The sequence below is a fragment of the Bradyrhizobium sp. CCBAU 51753 genome, assembly GCF_015291565.1.
GTDB classification, from domain to species: Bacteria; Pseudomonadota; Alphaproteobacteria; order Rhizobiales; family Xanthobacteraceae; genus Bradyrhizobium; species Bradyrhizobium ivorense.
Window position 1 is genome coordinate 2,627,526 of the sequence record NZ_CP030037.1, and the last position, 15,407, is coordinate 2,642,932.

Genomic DNA, 15,407 nt, shown 5'->3' on the forward strand with positions numbered 1-15,407 from the left:
ATGGTGCGCCGTTTCACTGAGGCGAATGAACTACTGAACGATCTGCTGGATCGCTACGAAGGTGGGACTGCGAACCCCATCGCACATCCCGACTATGACGCGTTTCCCAATGTGGTGACTGCGGACCTCTTCCTGAGGCAGATCGCGCGGGCCGAGGCGGTCGGCGCCGTTAGTCTCGCACGGGGACGCGGAACCAGGCGGGACCAGATCGTGCACGTCAGACTTCAAGCCGCGGACCCGCTCTACCATTATCTCGGACGCGTTCCAGCCGCTCAGATCGCCCAAGACGCTGGGAAGCGCCTCTGCGCGGACATCGCGCTGGATTGGCGCTTGGCGGAAGCGGCTTCCGCGATAGCGGAAAATTGGAAGCGAGCCAAGAGCTGGCACGGGTTCGCCTCATCCGATGTGGACAAGCTCCGCGACGCCTTCAGCCTCGCCCAAGCGATTCTGGAGAATAGGCATTTGGACGTCGATTATCGGACCTTTTCGCGAAGAGTGGTCGGCGATAGCAAAGCCCTCGAACGCGTCGAAGGCGCGGTCGTCCGACTTCTTGGCGGAATCCTCGAGCTCCCGCCCGGAGCGCGGCCCCGCGAGGCGCTGCGGACGATCGGATTGGAGCGCTTCGCGCCACCGCTTCTCATCGCCGGAAGGATCGATCTTGATGGCGCCGATTTGTCCCAGATTTCACCACGCTATCTAGGCATCCCGCCCAACGAGGCGGATCGCATCCGCTTCCGACGGCCACCAGCCTACCTTCTTTCGATCGAAAATTTCGCGAGCTTCAACAGACATGTCGCCGAAGCCGATCCCGATCGACTGGGAGCGACGATGTACGTGGGTGGATACCCCTCTCTCGCCACCCAGCAGGCGCTGCGCACGATTGCAGAAATGGTGTCTGGAAACACGCCGATCTTCCACTGGTCAGACATTGATCCGGATGGGACGTGGATATTTCACACCATCGAGCGCGCAGTCGGACGTCCGATTCGGCCCCACCTCATGAGTGTCGAAATCGCCGAAAGATCGGGGCAAGTGCCACTGAGGAAGGCCGCTCCGGCGCGGTGTCCAGCAGACTCCGGTATTGCGGTGCTCGCGGCCTATTTAGCAGGAGACGGAGCAAAGACGCTTGAGCAAGAAGAGCTCAATCCCGTCTTACCGGATCCTACCGGACCGCCGTGAGCATCGGTCAAGCGAAAACGATCGGCATCATTGAGCACTATCAGTTCCTCCGGCAAGGCGTTCGAAGGTGGATTCTCTTCCGTGATCGGGAACGACGTCGGCGGTCTTCGAGAGCATAACCACGCGGCGACGCTCACAGACTGCATGGCGGCCGTCGAACAAGAAGTAAGAGAGAACCACCCCGGTCGCCTTGGTGCCGCGAAATGTTTCGTCGACGGTCGTCCGCGACCATGTCGCTATGATCTGTCAACAAACTTGCAACGCCTGGCGCCCATCGACTATGTCTCGCTCAACCTCCGGTAGGCGGGCACGGTCACAACTTGTCGGTCGCGGGCGGGATCTTGCCGAATTGCTTGCGCAACGGCCTTGCTTGAATCGGTCCGAACATGAAGGGCGCATACCCGAAGCTCAGCTCGAGGTGCGCGTGGCCCAGGGCAGTTGGAACGGCAGCTATGTCGAGCCGATGGCTTGATCGTGCATGTGCCGCCCTGTTTGGACGAATTCCCATTCCGGACTCCGTGCGAGGCATCAATCCACAACATGCATTATCGCACTCAGGCAGCTTGCTCTGGTGCGGTTTGGGCGACTCACGCTACACATCGTTCTCAAGCACGTCACTACACAATGGGAATGAAATGGTTGCAGTCAGCCGTGAACTGCCGATCTCTTGTTACGGGCTTGAAGTGGACGGCCGGCTGAAAGCCGAATTTGTAACGAGAGACGGCGCCCGGGCGGGTGGGGAAGAGCTAAAGAAGCGCTTTCCCATGCTTCAGATCAGGATCTACGACGCGCAAACGAATGCGCGTGAGGAAATCTAGATCCTCCGTCTCAATTCTGCGGTCGATCCATCGCAGCACGGCTGCAGAGCTCCTCGCCGGGGGTACTCGGGAAAGGGGCCCGCCGCCATGAAGTCTGCCGGCGTCGCTATCACTGCCCCGTTCCCGGGTACCCTTTTATCCGGTCTCGTCGTTGCACTCGGTTCCGCGTGCCGCCTGCGGCGTCACTCTCCTGCGGGTGCCATTGTCCGTTGAAGCGATGCGCTGCGCGCGCGCCTGGTCAGAGTGTGGACCGCAAGCATCGCTACGCCAATTGCCCCTGAAGAATGGATCCAGAGCTGGCCGCGTCGCAGATCGGCGTCCGCTCGCTGCATGTGAGCGGGCAGGGCTAAACCGGCTCTCGTAAGCTGGCACGCCGTTGCCTGGTCATCGCATCGATGCTTCGCAATGGGCCGAGAGCAACGTTGCTGCCCTATGACGAGCTGCGAGGGGCTCGCGGTCTGTCGCAAAGACGTAACAGGACAAGTCAGCGCTTCCGAGCGCGTGTACTTTGCTGCTATTCGGAGGCGCTCAGCGTCCAGGAGCTGCGCTGCGATCTTGCTCGGTGCGACCATTGGCCGAGGCCTTTCGCGCCCCCTCTATTGCTTCCCGTTCACTTGGCTCTATCCGATCGAACCAGGAGCCTGGAGGAAAGGCCGCGATACGCTTGGCAAAGAAAGATTGCGGCTCCCAATCTTGTCCCTCGCTCTTCTCGAAAGTGATGACGCCGTTGTGGGTAAAATAATGGGGCCCTGGGATCTTGCAGTTCACCAAAAGCAGAACGCGCCACCGGTCATCCTTCTCGTTCGGCTTGTCATTCGGTTTCGACACGTAATCCACTGCAACGGGTTCAATGATATGGCAGCGGCCGTGCCGCAGAAGATTGCCGAGCTTGCCTTGCGCAGTCGTCACGAAGTTGAAGTTGGCCGGATCATGCAGAAAGTGAAGATTTGCGTCCGTTTCTCCATCTGTGACTTCACTGGCGATCAGCGAGAGCGCCAAGGCGCACCAGCCCAATTCAATCGGCTTTGCATATGTCGACGCAAGTTTAATCGTCCCGTCGGTCGCGATCTTCCAGGTGATAGCATACTGTTCGTCTGATCTATTGTCCGCGCGCCTGGTCCATGAAAGATAAACATATTCTGTTCGGTCAGTTCCTTCAGCGACTCCCCACCATCGAGGCACAAAGTGAGCCACCTTCGAGACCTTGGAAATGATTTGTTCTATAGTTTCACCATCTTGCGCGCGCCACGTTGACTTGACCCTTTCGACAAGCGCGTGGTCGTTGGCGCGAACATTGTTGCTCGTCGCCGCCAGCCCGGCCAGGCAGATCAGCGACCGACCGATACAGAGCCAAAGCATGCGCCTTCCAGACATTTTCTTCATCGCTGCCGGCTCATCTGGTTATCTCCACACGTCAATTCCAAAGCGGGACGTCCTCCTGAACGTGCTATGCGCGATTGCAAGAAGTTAGCGGCAACGTGACGCGGGCGCCTGCCGATGTCCCGCGCGAGCAGGCGCCGACCCTCGTTGTCACGCGCCGCTAACTTCAGTGGTCAGCCAAAGCCTCAATTTGCAATGCTGGACCTGCCCAGGAGGAGAAGCCTGGACATGCTGAGGACTTGCATTGTTCGTGCCAGGCAATAGCCGGAAGTTCGCACCGGATTTGTGCCGTCTTTGTCGACTTCCCGACCCAGGTACGTTTTAAATGTTGCCATTCAGCCTATTTGCCGCGACTTCCGTGAATGATTCTTGTCACGCACAGAATCTTCGATGGCGCGGGGCGAATGCCTTGCTGCCGGAGTCTTGACGACCAATGGGAGCAGGTATGCCGCCATCGATCCGTGTGGTCCGGAGTCGTTGCCGCTGCTACGAACGCCGAGGGCGCCCCAGCCTGTTGTGCTTGGCACTTTGCGGCCCACAACGACGCGAAGCCGCCCTTCAGCGGCGAGCGATTTGGAATCGACGTGCAAGGAACTTCACGAATCGAGCAGGCGGACGAGACGGTGGCATTCCGCGCCCGCGCAACGTTATCGGCCTGTCGTCTGCCTGCTCGTCACTGCAGTCAACATTAGAGGGCCTGCGCTTCCACGCAGTCGGGTCGACCGGCGAGAGCAAAGCCTCAGGTCTTGCTAGCTTCGGCTTGAACTACTCAAACTTTCGAGAGCATCTGTCTGACGGGGCGACCCATAAATGGTCTTGCGACCCAGTCGAACAGACCGATCGTAAAGACGGCAGCAGCAAAGACGTCGGGGACACTCCAAACAGCCATTTTCATTGCGAGGCTCTCTTTTCCGTTGTGGTGATTGAATATGCTTGCTTTGGCCAGTATCACCAAAAACGTCGGCGTGACGCCTACCAGGATTGGCTGGTCGCAAATCAACATGTTCGCTGAGCATGCTGCTGGATTTAGCGCATATCTTTTGCGCCTATCCGACACTGATCCATGGTTATTGGTGGAGAAGCAAGGATGCATCGAAGCGTGCTCTATGAACCGTTCGAAAGCCGGGCCGCATGAAAAGCGTCCTGCCCGGCGGCGTGATCTTCATCGTGCAGGCCGCATTCGTCTCTTCCACAGATCTGACACGCCGCCCGACGCCAAGGCGCCTCCGAGATGGTCATTCCGATATGCTATGACTGGAGAGTGGCTTCCACGTCGCGATCAAGCGTGGCTGTGGAGCGTCATTCGCGTAAGAGAGGTCGCAGCACCAATTTGAGAGGTTGACGGCCGAGTTCTCTTGCCGATAATCCAAGTCGTCGAGGTTCTCCGGTTTCCGTTTGATCCGGAGCCAAGAGGGAAGCCGGTGCCAATGCCGGCGCTGCCCCCGCAACTGTGAGCGGCGAGCCACTGTCCAACAGAGTCACTGAAGCCGGCGCGGCTTCGGGAAGGCCGGACAGCGGCAATGACCCGCGAGCCAGGAGACCTGCCCCGACAATATGTTCATCCACGGGCGGGGTGTCCCGGTGGTGCGCCAAGCAGCCGTCGCTCGGGCGACTTCTCCTGCCTGCGTCCGCCATGGCCTTTGCCCCCAACATGGGGTTAGCGCTATGTCTCTTCTCTCACTTCCGGTTGCCACGCTCGGAATGCCGCGCATCGGTCCAAGACGCGAGCTCAAACTCGCGCTCGAAAGCTATTGGGCCGGAAGAATCAGCGAACAGCAGTTGCTCGAGGACGCAGCCGGCCTACGTGCCGCCAACTGGGCGCGCCAGAAGTCCCTCGGCGTAACCGTCATTCCGTCGAACGACTTCTCGCTGTACGACCAGGTGCTCGACACCAGTGTCATGGTCGGCGCCATTCCGGAAGTCTACGCCTCGAAAGCCGAGCCCGTTTCCCTCAAGACGTATTTCGCCATGGCACGCGGTTCACAATACGACAGCCGGAGCGCGAGTTGCGGATACGGATCTCGCGGCGATGGCGCGCCCGCGCAGGAGATGACCAAGTGGTTCGACACCAACTACCACTACATGGTCCCGGAATTTCACCGCGGACAGACTTTCAGGCTGTCCTCTCGCAAGCCTATCGAGGAGTATGAGGAAGCCAAGTCCCTCGGCTTTCAGACTCGCCCTGTCCTGATCGGCCCGGTCACATTCCTAAAGCTGGGCAAGAGTGCTGATCCTGCGTTCCAGCCCCTGTCACTATTGGATGACCTGATACCGGTCTATATCGAGGTTCTGCAGGAATTGACCAAACGCGGGGCAAATTGGGTTCAGTTCGACGAGCCATGCCTGGTTCTCGATCTGGATGAGGGGGAAAAAAAATCCCTGCTACATGCCTATGACCGGCTCGTCAAGGAAGGGCCGGCCATCAAGATCATGGTCGCCAGCTATTTCGGCGACCTCGGCGACAATCTTCCCACCGCCTTGCGCCTACCTGTCGCCGGGCTCCACATCGATCTGGTTCGGGCGCCAGCGTTATTGGACCAGATCATTACCGCCGGGCGAAGTGACCAGGTCGTGTCACTCGGCGCGATAGACGGCCGCAATGTGTGGCGGACGAATTTGTCGGCACTGCGCCAGCGGCTCGATCCCGCTATCGCGAAGCTCGGCAAGGATTGCATACAAATCGCCCCATCCTGTTCGCTGCTTCACGTGCCGGTCGACGTTGAACTCGAGACGGAGCTCGCGTCAGACGTCAAGAGTTGGCTTGCATTCTCGGTTCAGAAGATTCGCGAGCTTGCGACCTTGGCGCGGGCTCTCGCAGGTGATCAGAAGGTTTCGGACGTTCTTGCGGAATCGGAGCGCGTCACCACAAACCGTGGGACCTCGCCAAAGATCCGAGATGCCAGTGTCGCCGTCCGGATGAGAGCGATCAACCAGACCACGCGTCGGCGCGCCAGTGCATTTGCCAGCCGTGCCGAGATCCAACGCAAGCGCTTCAAACTACCGGCGTTTCCTACCACCACGATCGGATCGTTTCCGCAGACTGCAGAGGTCCGTAATGCTCGCGCAGCACACGCGCGAGGCGCGATGAGCGACGGCCAATACGACAGGTTCCTCAAGGAAGAGACGGCGCGCGCCGTACGTTGGCAGGAGGACATTGGCCTGGACGTGCTCGTGCACGGTGAGTTCGAGCGCAATGACATGGTGCAGTACTTCGGCGAACAACTCGCCGGCTTCGCATTTACCAAAAACGGCTGGGTACAATCCTATGGCTCGCGCTGTGTCCGGCCGCCGATCTTGTTTGGCGATGTCTCACGGCCGAAGCCGATCACCGTGGGTTGGTGGCGGTACGCGCAATCACTAACCAAGAAGCCGATGAAGGCGATGTTGACCGGACCAGTGACGATCTTGAACTGGTCGTTTGTTCGCGATGATATTCCTCGAGGTGAGGTCTGTCGTCAAATTGCGCTCGCGATCCGGGACGAAGTCGGCGATCTCGAACATGCTGGTGCGGCCATGATCCAGATCGACGAGGCTGCACTGCGCGAAGGATTGCCACCGCGTCGGTCGGAGTGGACGGCTTATCTCGAGTGGGCCGGGGATTGCTTCCGCATCTGCTCATCGGGCGTCGCCGATCAAACCCAGATCCATACCCACATGTGCTACTCGGAATTCAACGACATCATCGATGCGATTGCTGCAATGGACGCGGATGTCATCTCAATCGAGACGTCGCGCTCGAAAATGGAGCTGCTCGACGCGTTCAGGAACTACAAATATCCGAATCAAATCGGGCCGGGTGTGTACGATATCCATTCTCCGCGCGTGCCCGGGACGGGCGAGATGAAAGAGCTCGTGGCGTTGGCTCGAAAGCGGCTGGAAGATTCGCAACTCTGGGTCAATCCGGACTGCGGCCTGAAGACGCGCAAATGGGAGGAGGTTCGCCCCGCGCTGGTCAACATGGTCTCCGCCGCCCGCGAACTACGCGCTGCATCCGCTCCAGCCGACCGTTGATCTGGGTCTGGTCTATCGTCGAGAAGACCGATCGGCGGTCAACGATTTGCGGGCTCGATAATCGTGAGAGGCCTTGGTGAGCGAAAAAAGCCCGGCCGCTTTTAGCGGCCGGGCGGAAGTGTGTCCGGGAGGAGCGACGCTGCTAGGCAACGTGCCGACTTCCACCGGCGAAAGGAGGACAGCCGATGGTTCGATTACGGCGAGGACATCCGCCGAAATCTGACCCCAGTTAAGACGCAAGCTCAGCGTAGCTCAATCATGCCCTGGTATGTGGCCCATATAGCCTGGGATTAGAAATCTACACCAAGGTTTGTCGCTGATGAGTACTTTCGCAACGCGTTGCAGGGCTAAGCCATGTGGGGCGGTAGTACCGGGCGATCATGGACGGGCGCCAAGCGCACGTTGGTACGCTCTTCTGCCGGAAACGATGGGCTCGATCAACGGGACCATACGAAACCGCGGACTGCAAGAATGTTATCGTCGTGACCAATGCAATGCGCGGTTTGCCATTGATCTGGCTTCAGGTCGTCATTGGTCTGGTCAAGTTTTGGTTCCAACCTCTGTTGGAAATCTTGTGCGGCTCAATGCAGAGGGGCCGGCGAGCGGGAACGCCAATCAGCGTGCTCTTCAGCGCGGCGACTGGTCGCGATCCAAAGCATAAGCCAGTTGGGTGATGTCGCGTTCGGATCTGAAGCGGCTCGGTTCGGCTTAGTCGGCTTAGACCGCCAGACTATGTGTAGTCCCGGTCCGAGTAAGGTGCGCGTCGAAGATCGATGCGACGCTCCGGGCCAGGAACTCTGCGCCACCGGCCACAGTAAGCCGGCCATCATCCATCACCACGACGCCATCGGCGATAAGGCCGTCGAGACGAGAACGATCGACGACGGCCAAGCTCGGATCCCGGCCATAGCGACGGGATGTCTCGGAAAGATCGACTGTCAAATCGCACATGATTCGTTCGATGATCTCGGCGTGGAAGCGATCGTCGTCGGTCAGTAGATGGCCCCTTGCGACGGCGAGCCGATCCTCGCTGATGCGAGCGAGGTAGTCCTTTATCGAGACGGCGTTCGCGACAAAACCCTGTTGCATACGGCCGATGGCGCTGGCGCCCAGACCAATCAGGGTGTCCGCGCTATCGTCAGTATAGCCCTGGAAATTGCGCCTCAACCTGCCTTCCTGCCTCGCCAGGGCGAGATTGTCGTCCGGCAGGGCGAAGTGATCGATTCCGACGCGCACATATCCCGCATCAACCAAAGCTTCCGCGATCGTTTCAAATTGGACGTGGCGCGTGACGCTGTCGGGCAGGGTGGACCCATCGATCTTACGTTGATGCTTCTTGAAGGAAGGAATGTGCGCGTAGCCAAAGGCCGAGAATCGGTCCGGATGAAGCTCGAGGCATTTGGCGACGGTATCCAGGCACGAAGCGACCGTCTGCCGGGGCAGGCCGTAGAGCAGGTCGAAATTGATACGGTCGACGCCGGCGCGGCGCAACCGATCGACCGAGGTCGCAGTCTGTCCGAAGCTCTGCCGGCGGTTGATGCCGCGCTGAACAACTGGATCGAAGCTCTGGACACCAAGGCTCGCCCGGTTGACCCCGCAATAGCCTAGCGCCTCGGCCATCGGCTCGCTCAACATGCGTGGATCGATCTCTACGGCAATCTCGGCATCGGGCAGGACGGCAAATGAATGGCGCAACGAACCGACCAGATCAGCGAACGTTTCAGGTGTCATGATCGTTGGGGTCCCGCCCCCGAAGTGGATATGAGAGATCGGTTGCCGTCGGCCAACGGTTTCTGCAACGAGGTAAATTTCGGTCCGCAGTCCGGCTGCATAGATCGAGATCGGCTCCTGGCGTTTCGTGACAGATGTGTGGCACGCACAATACCAGCACATGCGTCGACAAAACGGCACGTGCACGTAGATCGAGGCGGATTGCTGGGCGCCCAACGACTTGAGCCACGTTTGATAGTCGGATTCGCAAATCGAAGCTGAGAAATGGGGGGCCGTCGGATAGCTGGTGTAGCGCGGCAGGCGGTGCTGCCCGTAGGATTGTGCCAGGTCCGGTCGCATTTGGAATGCCTTTCTTCCTTCTCCAACCGATTACCTGACACGCGGCGGATGGGCTTTGCGCTAGCTCAAAATATCCGCGTTGTTGATGGCCATAGCGGCCCTCAAGCCGAAATTGGTAGGGCATGCCCGCAACGTACGTATCGGACTTTGCATCGCGATGAAGGTCCTGCCCTGTTCCAGGCATGAAGAAGTCCAGCAGTGCCGCAATGATCGATCGCAGTCGGTCGGCGAACGTAAGGGGCACTCATATCACGCAATATGAGTGGGGTGCTGGTCGAGCCGTACTGCCAATTGCCCCGCGACGCTCACGTTACGGGACCTGCCGGACCCCGGCCAGCTGTTTGCGAAGGGACGAGCTGAAAGCGACCATCGGGCGCGGTCCTGGCCGCGCGCAGCGTACGCGCCAGAAGGATTGTCATCCTCATTTCAACAAGATGAGCATGACCTCCACGTCCCGTCGTGAAACACCAGAGATCAATTACGGTCCATCGGCTTTGGCGCCGCTGGCGGCCGGCCAGCCATTGCAGACGAAAACGCAACCGAACTCCGTTCGGCTTCAGCTTCTTGCTCTAGTTCCAGAATATGCGCTCTTAGTGCATCGGAAGTCGCTTCTGCTATCTCGCTGAACAGCAGATCCCCATGATCAGTGCGGGCGGAAGCGATTTCCGTCCAATCCTCAGCCGATAGAGCCTTGACGGCGGCGGGGAAGAAATCTCGCTCTTCCCACATCATGTGGTGCCGCTCCCGCAGTATAAAGTCGCGTACGATGTTGCCGACGTCTTGCCGAAGGATTTCACGATCCGCGAGGATACCATCGATAGCTTGAGCGAAATGGTGCAGACGGTCGATGACTTCCCGGTGTTCATGCGCGAGATCGCCGATGATTGCAGCCGCATCCGGATCGCGAGTTCTGAGCTTGGAGAAAATCAGGTCTTCCTGAGGATGATGGTACACCTGCGGGTATACTTCGAAGTAACTGATAATCGCGCGAATGACCTCATAGTCAGGACGGGCCCCTTGCTCAAAAATCTCCAATTCACGTTGGAGGGCGACCAGAAGCAGGTCAATATTGCGATGCTCTCGAAGCAAAAGATCGATGATCATTGCGTGCTCCAGGGGGGGAACATGTAAGCGAGCGATCCTGCCATCTGTGCGCGGTCGCCCAAGCCGATGTTCGGGTGTCCTTCACGCGCTGCGATTTGTCGGCGCTGTTCGGTGCACGGACGCCGCGCATTTCACAGCGCTTCTTGAGCTTAGCCCAAGTTCCGCGCAACGCCGCTCGGCAATTTGTCGTTACGTAGCTCGATTCGGCGCGAGGTCGGCAGGGCGATCACGCCATTCTGCTCGAGTTGAGTGAGGGTGCGCGAGACCGTTTCGATCGTCAAGCCAAGGTAGTCGGCAACATCCTGCCGTGACATGGGCAGTTCGATCGCAGCGTTCTTCGTAGCGCGGCGAGACATATCGAGTAGGAATGCCACGACCCGCTGTTCAGCGCTGCTGATCAGGAGCATCAGATGCTCCTGAAAGCGGCGGAGCTCAAGCGCCATCGCGTCCCAGAGCTGTCTTGTGAGCTCGCTCTCGTGGCTGGCACGAACAATGAGGGTGCTGCGCTTCACCATTAAAAGGTGCGTCTCACAGACCGCCTCCGCCGAAGCGATATGGCTGTCTCCGGCCTCAAAGCCGAAGATGTCACCGGGCAGATAAAACGCACCAATCTGACGACGTCCATCTTCCATAATCTTGTAGGTTCGTACAGCACCCGATACCACCTGATATAGGTATTCGGCTGCTTCGTCTTCGCCGTAGATCTCGCTATTGCGAGCGAACCGCATCGGGGTCGCAACCATACCAAACGGTCCATAGGTGCGAGATTGCCTGCATAAGACGCTGCTCGGATGATGGCTGATCTCGTGAATACTCGCGGCCTGAGCGTACATGGCGGACTCGATCTTCGAAATGTCGATGGAGCGCAGACTGGCCGCTTCTGATGAACTGGAAAATTTGGATGTTTCCCCTAAGTAGAACCCACTAAGTATTTATACGTAAGCCGAGAGAAGGATTCTCGATGGGGGCGGCGCAACCTTTCGGTAGCCCGAATGCGGCTCAAAGCCTGACCAGCCGCGTTTGGATCAGACGCCGCCTGCCGGCTTGCCGCTCCTTCGGCCTGAAGCTGAGCTCGGGCATCGTCGGATGAGCGGTGACCTGATCGTCCCGCTCCTCTAGACCGGCAGCGTACGTGCAATGTTCGAAAACCGCGGCGCATGTTCAGCGGTTTCGCCTCGCCTCGTCGATGAAGCGACGGCGGGGGCGCGAAAGCCAGGACGGACGGCGCGCCTGTTCTCCAGATCGGCGGGCGGCTGGTGCCTCGCCCTGCGCCGATCGACTGGTTCGAGGCGCATCTGGCAGCATATCGCATCTACAATTCTTAGCCTTCAGTGCGACATCAAAACCGGAATGACGTTTGCACGAAGCAATCCTCCCGAAATGCCACCGAGCAGCCTTTCCTGCAGCCGAGAGTGGCCGTATCCGCCCATCACCAGCAGGTCGAGGCTTTCGTCCGCCACAAGCGACAGGAGGGCGCGGTGCACCGACTGGGATGCTGAAAGCGACACGATCTTTGCAGGAAGGCCCGACCTTGCAAGATACTGTCCCAAATGTTCGGCGGAGCTTTCCGCCGGGACCTTGTGCGCAGCAGTCGTCGCGATGATGGTCAGCGCGTCCGCTTCGCGCAGCAGCGGCATCGCGTCGTGCAACGCGCGGGCCGCAAGGCGGCTGCCGTCCCAGCAAATCCCGATTCGTCTGGCCAAAAAAGCGCCGCGGATGACGCTTGGCAGATACAGAACAGGCTTGCCGGCCCGAAGCAGGATCTCCTTGGGAATAACGTTGTCATAGCTCTCATAGCCGCTCTGCGGCTGCGTGACGATAGTCATGTCGTGCACTCGCGCGCTGGCGCAGATGATTCGACGCGCCTCCGCTGGAACTGCACTGAGCGCGCGGCTCGCATAAGAAATGCCGGCGCTCCTTGCCCGCAGATCAAACACACGAAGTGCCGCTTCGGCTTTCTCCAACGCACGCGCTTGCTCGATTTCAAAGACCGGAGTGACGGCCACCCCGCTGAGTGCGGCGAGCAGAATAATGATTCTTTCATAACCGATTGCCACAACGTCAAGATGCGCGCCCGTGCTCAGTGCGAAGGAAATCGAACCGTTCACCGTGGCCCGCACCGGGAGCTCCGTGGGAAGATGGACCAATATGTTCCCGAACATTGCCATTCTCCGGGCATGAAAGGATTGCTGTCCATCGGAGCACAAATCTGGGCCGGACAATTGATCTGCTTCATACAGCGCCGATTTGGTTAGGTAGCATCAAACCGGCCACGGACAGTTCGCGCAGAATCCGATGCCACGCGAGAAACCAGCATGGCATGTGTTGCATCGGTCATGTCAACCGCGAATCCTGCAAGATTCGTGCACAGCGATTTTTGCTGCACAAATCAGGGGGATTGGGGCCGGCCGCAGATCGCGGACGCCGTCGATTCCTCACCGTTGCCTGCTCGACATTCACGTCGTCGAAAACAGGTGAACTGAGGTACGCAAGATGATCATGGCTGGTTCGCCGCGGTTAAGCCGGATATGCCAATACTCAAACGTCTCCAACGGCTGCTGGCACCGGCATGCGCGGACATTGTCGCAGGCGGGGGGCGGGCGCCAGCGCGACGTGCGCGTGCATCGTTCGCTGGGCTCGTTTTGATTTTCGTCATCGCCGGTCTGTGGTCCTGGCCTGTGCTCAAGGCTCCACTGGGCAATGCGCTTTTTAGGGCGCTCCACGCTCTCGCGATCGAGGATCATTCCTGGACGAATTCCTCTAGGATCTTTCGAACCAGTGTTCGTCGCCTGGACCGCCGCTTGCGACCCTGCTAGAATCCCGCGGTGATCGCGATCCGCATCAACTCGGACATGCTGCGTACATTGGTCTTGGCCATGAGGTTGGCGCGATAAACCTCGACCGTCCGGGGGCTGATACCAAGATCATGGGCGATTACCTTGTTGATCTTGCCGGCCAATAGTCCCTGCAGGACGTCACGCTCGCGCGACGAGAGATCCGCAAGTCGCGCTTCTGCCTGCAGTTTCGCTGCGTCATCGGCTGGCTTCGTTGGCCGCGCTTCCAAAGCACCGTTGATGGCACGCAACAGCACCTCATCCTCGAACGGCTTCTCGATAAAATCGACCGCACCCGTTTTCATCGCTTCAACTGCGAGTGATACATCACCATGACCGGTGATCAGGACGACCGGACAGTCGAGGCGATCGGCCTTCAGCTTGCGGACCAGTTCGAGGCCGCTCATGCCTGGCATGCGGATGTCTGATACAACGCAGTCGACCGGACCGCTTGCAATGTCATTGAGAAACTCGGTCGCGGTCTCGTAGGTTGCTACCCAGAAACCACTAATATCAAGCAGAAACGCCAGCGAATCCCGCATCGCGGGGTCATCGTCGATCACAAGAATGCGCCGCCCGGTCATGCTTCTTCACCGCCGTCCGCAAATGGCAACGTGAACTGAAAGATCGTCCCGCCACCCGGATTCGCTTCCGCCACGATGTGGCCGCCATGGGATTCCACGATTGTCCGGCAGATCGATAGTCCAACACCCATGCCGTGCTCCTTCGTCGTGACAAAGGGTTGGAACAGGCGGTCGGCGACGTCAGGGCTGATGCCGGAACCCGTGTCGGCAACGGTAAACCTGGCGAGACCATCGACCTTGCTGACTCCGACGGTCAATTCGCGGCGCGGACAGGAAGCCATCGCCTCGATCGCGTTGCGTATCAGGTTCAACGCGACTTGCTGGATCTGGATCTTGTCTACGATCATTGGCGGCAGATCGCGGTCGCTGCGCATCGTCACCCGCACGCCTTGCTCCTTGGCGCCGAGCAGGGCCAGCGCCACAGCCTCTTCAAGTAGCGTGAGCGGATTTTCCACAGAATGCTGCGTCTCGCCTTTGGCAACGAATTCCCGCAGGCGCTTGATGATATCGCCGGCACGCAGAGCCTGTTGGACAGCGTGCTCGAGTGCATCACCAATGCGATTAGCGTTCGGCTTGGCTGACGCGAGCAGAGCCCTTGCGCCGCGCATGTAGTTTGTGATGGCGGAGAGCGGCTGGTTGATTTCATGGGCAATAGACGATGCCATCTCACCCATGGCGGTGAGCCGCGACACATGGACGAGTTCAGATTGCAGCTCCTGCAGCCGCCGTTCCTGTGCCCGCCGTTCGGTTAGGTCTCGGATGAAGCCGGTGAAGAAGCGTTCGCCGCGCACTTTGGCCTCGCCGACGGCAAGCTCCATCGGAAAGGTCGAGCCGTCGCTCCGCTCGCCGACCACGATGCGACCGATGCCAATGATGCGCCGCTCGCCGGTGGTCAGATAACGTTCAATGTAGCGGTCATGCTCGGCCCGGTAGGGCTGCGGCATCAACTTGGATACATTCTTTCCAACCACTTCGTCCGGCAACCAGCCAAATAAACGCACTGCCGCGGCGCTGAACGAGCGAATGAGACCCTTCTCGTCAATTTCGATCATGGCTTCCGGCACGGTGTCCAGGATCGACTGCAGATGGGCTTGCCGATACCGCGCCTGCTCCGATTCCTGCCGCAGCCGGTCGCCCATGAAGCCAAGCATGGGGCCAAGTACCGCAAATGCGGCAATATCGATCATGTTTGCGGAAACGGTGATGACGCTTTTCCCAAGAAATGCCGCGCTGATGACGAGGCAGAGCAGGGTAGCCAAGCTCGCCGGTCCGCGGCCACCGGCGAAAGCGGCAAAAACGACCGCCGGAAGGTAGATGATCGTAAATGAGCGGTCCTCGAGATACGGATTGAGCGCCGCGCGGAGCACGAGGGCGAGCGCGGCAGCTGCCGCGGCAGTGCCATAGCGATACCAGATGTGGTCGGACAT

The 15,407-nt window shown here is 59.2% G+C and carries 11 protein-coding genes and 1 riboswitch; of the genes, 3 read left to right on the forward strand and 8 right to left on the reverse strand.

The features are described from left to right. A complete protein-coding gene (locus tag XH93_RS11730; protein WP_194473619.1) occupies positions 1-1,179 on the forward strand; it encodes a Wadjet anti-phage system protein JetD domain-containing protein in 1,179 nt (392 codons plus the stop codon). Positions 1,180-1,814: 635 nt separating this feature from the next. Beyond that, complete coding sequence (locus XH93_RS11735) at positions 1,815-1,997, forward strand: hypothetical protein (RefSeq protein ID WP_194473620.1); 183 nt, start codon at positions 1,815-1,817, stop codon at positions 1,995-1,997. A 528-nt stretch (positions 1,998-2,525) separates the two neighbouring features. On the opposite strand, the gene XH93_RS11740 is transcribed toward XH93_RS11735, so the two are convergent. Further along, the gene (locus XH93_RS11740) at positions 2,526-3,380 is read right to left on the reverse strand and encodes a nodulate formation efficiency C protein (RefSeq protein ID WP_194473621.1); all 855 of its coding nucleotides are present in this window, start codon (positions 3,378-3,380) and stop codon (positions 2,526-2,528) included. A 766-nt stretch (positions 3,381-4,146) separates the two neighbouring features. Next, a complete protein-coding gene (locus XH93_RS11745) occupies positions 4,147-4,380 on the reverse strand; it encodes a hypothetical protein (protein WP_194473622.1) in 234 nt (77 codons plus the stop codon). Positions 4,381-4,737: 357 nt separating this feature from the next. Next, positions 4,738-4,941: riboswitch (cobalamin riboswitch) on the forward strand. Positions 4,942-5,042: 101 nt separating this feature from the next. Here XH93_RS11745 and metE point away from each other — a divergent pair. Continuing rightward, entirely contained in the window at positions 5,043-7,388 is a 2,346-nt protein-coding gene (gene metE, locus XH93_RS11750) for a 5-methyltetrahydropteroyltriglutamate--homocysteine S-methyltransferase (protein WP_194473623.1), read from the forward strand. Between the two features lie 717 nt (positions 7,389-8,105). Here the strand turns inward: metE and hemN are convergent. The 6 genes from hemN to XH93_RS11780 all read right to left on the reverse strand — a co-directional run bounded on the left by hemN (position 8,106) and on the right by XH93_RS11780 (position 15,407). Next, complete coding sequence (hemN, locus tag XH93_RS11755; protein ID WP_194473624.1) at positions 8,106-9,458, reverse strand: oxygen-independent coproporphyrinogen III oxidase; 1,353 nt, start codon at positions 9,456-9,458, stop codon at positions 8,106-8,108. Positions 9,459-9,932: 474 nt separating this feature from the next. Then, positions 9,933-10,562 (reverse strand): hemerythrin domain-containing protein, encoded by a 630-nt coding sequence (locus XH93_RS11760; protein WP_194473625.1) that lies wholly within the window; start codon positions 10,560-10,562, stop codon positions 9,933-9,935. A gap of 149 nt (positions 10,563-10,711) precedes the next feature. Then, on the reverse strand, positions 10,712-11,395 hold the full coding sequence (locus tag XH93_RS11765; RefSeq protein WP_246799588.1) for a helix-turn-helix domain-containing protein: 684 nt from the start codon (positions 11,393-11,395) through the stop codon (positions 10,712-10,714). Positions 11,396-11,890: 495 nt separating this feature from the next. After that, the gene (locus XH93_RS11770; protein ID WP_194473626.1) at positions 11,891-12,724 is read right to left on the reverse strand and encodes a universal stress protein; all 834 of its coding nucleotides are present in this window, start codon (positions 12,722-12,724) and stop codon (positions 11,891-11,893) included. A 650-nt stretch (positions 12,725-13,374) separates the two neighbouring features. After that, positions 13,375-13,980 carry a response regulator FixJ gene (gene fixJ, locus XH93_RS11775; RefSeq protein WP_194473627.1) on the reverse strand — a complete coding sequence of 202 codons (606 nt, stop codon included), beginning with the start codon at positions 13,978-13,980 and terminating at the stop codon, positions 13,375-13,377. Beyond that, complete coding sequence (locus XH93_RS11780; protein ID WP_194473628.1) at positions 13,977-15,407, reverse strand: PAS domain S-box protein; 1,431 nt, start codon at positions 15,405-15,407, stop codon at positions 13,977-13,979. Before XH93_RS11780 ends, fixJ begins: the two co-directional genes overlap by 4 nt.

What these genes read in the sequence shown, in the direction of transcription:
- XH93_RS11735 (WP_194473620.1), top strand. Translation starts at nt 1,815, where the DNA reads ATGGTTGCAGTCAGCCGTGAACTGCCGATCTCTTGTTACGGGCTTGAA.
- XH93_RS11760 (WP_194473625.1), bottom strand. Translation starts at nt 10,562, where the DNA reads ATGATCATCGATCTTTTGCTTCGAGAGCATCGCAATATTGACCTGCTT.
- XH93_RS11740 (WP_194473621.1), bottom strand. Translation starts at nt 3,380, where the DNA reads ATGAAGAAAATGTCTGGAAGGCGCATGCTTTGGCTCTGTATCGGTCGG.
- XH93_RS11730 (WP_194473619.1), top strand. Translation starts at nt 1, where the DNA reads ATGGTGCGCCGTTTCACTGAGGCGAATGAACTACTGAACGATCTGCTG.
- XH93_RS11765 (WP_246799588.1), bottom strand. Translation starts at nt 11,395, where the DNA reads ATGTACGCTCAGGCCGCGAGTATTCACGAGATCAGCCATCATCCGAGC.
- metE (WP_194473623.1), top strand. Translation starts at nt 5,043, where the DNA reads ATGTCTCTTCTCTCACTTCCGGTTGCCACGCTCGGAATGCCGCGCATC.
- fixJ (WP_194473627.1), bottom strand. Translation starts at nt 13,980, where the DNA reads ATGACCGGGCGGCGCATTCTTGTGATCGACGATGACCCCGCGATGCGG.
- hemN (WP_194473624.1), bottom strand. Translation starts at nt 9,458, where the DNA reads ATGCGACCGGACCTGGCACAATCCTACGGGCAGCACCGCCTGCCGCGC.
- XH93_RS11780 (WP_194473628.1), bottom strand. Translation starts at nt 15,407, where the DNA reads ATGTCCGACCACATCTGGTATCGCTATGGCACTGCCGCGGCAGCTGCC.
- XH93_RS11745 (WP_194473622.1), bottom strand. Translation starts at nt 4,380, where the DNA reads ATGTTGATTTGCGACCAGCCAATCCTGGTAGGCGTCACGCCGACGTTT.
- XH93_RS11770 (WP_194473626.1), bottom strand. Translation starts at nt 12,724, where the DNA reads ATGTTCGGGAACATATTGGTCCATCTTCCCACGGAGCTCCCGGTGCGG.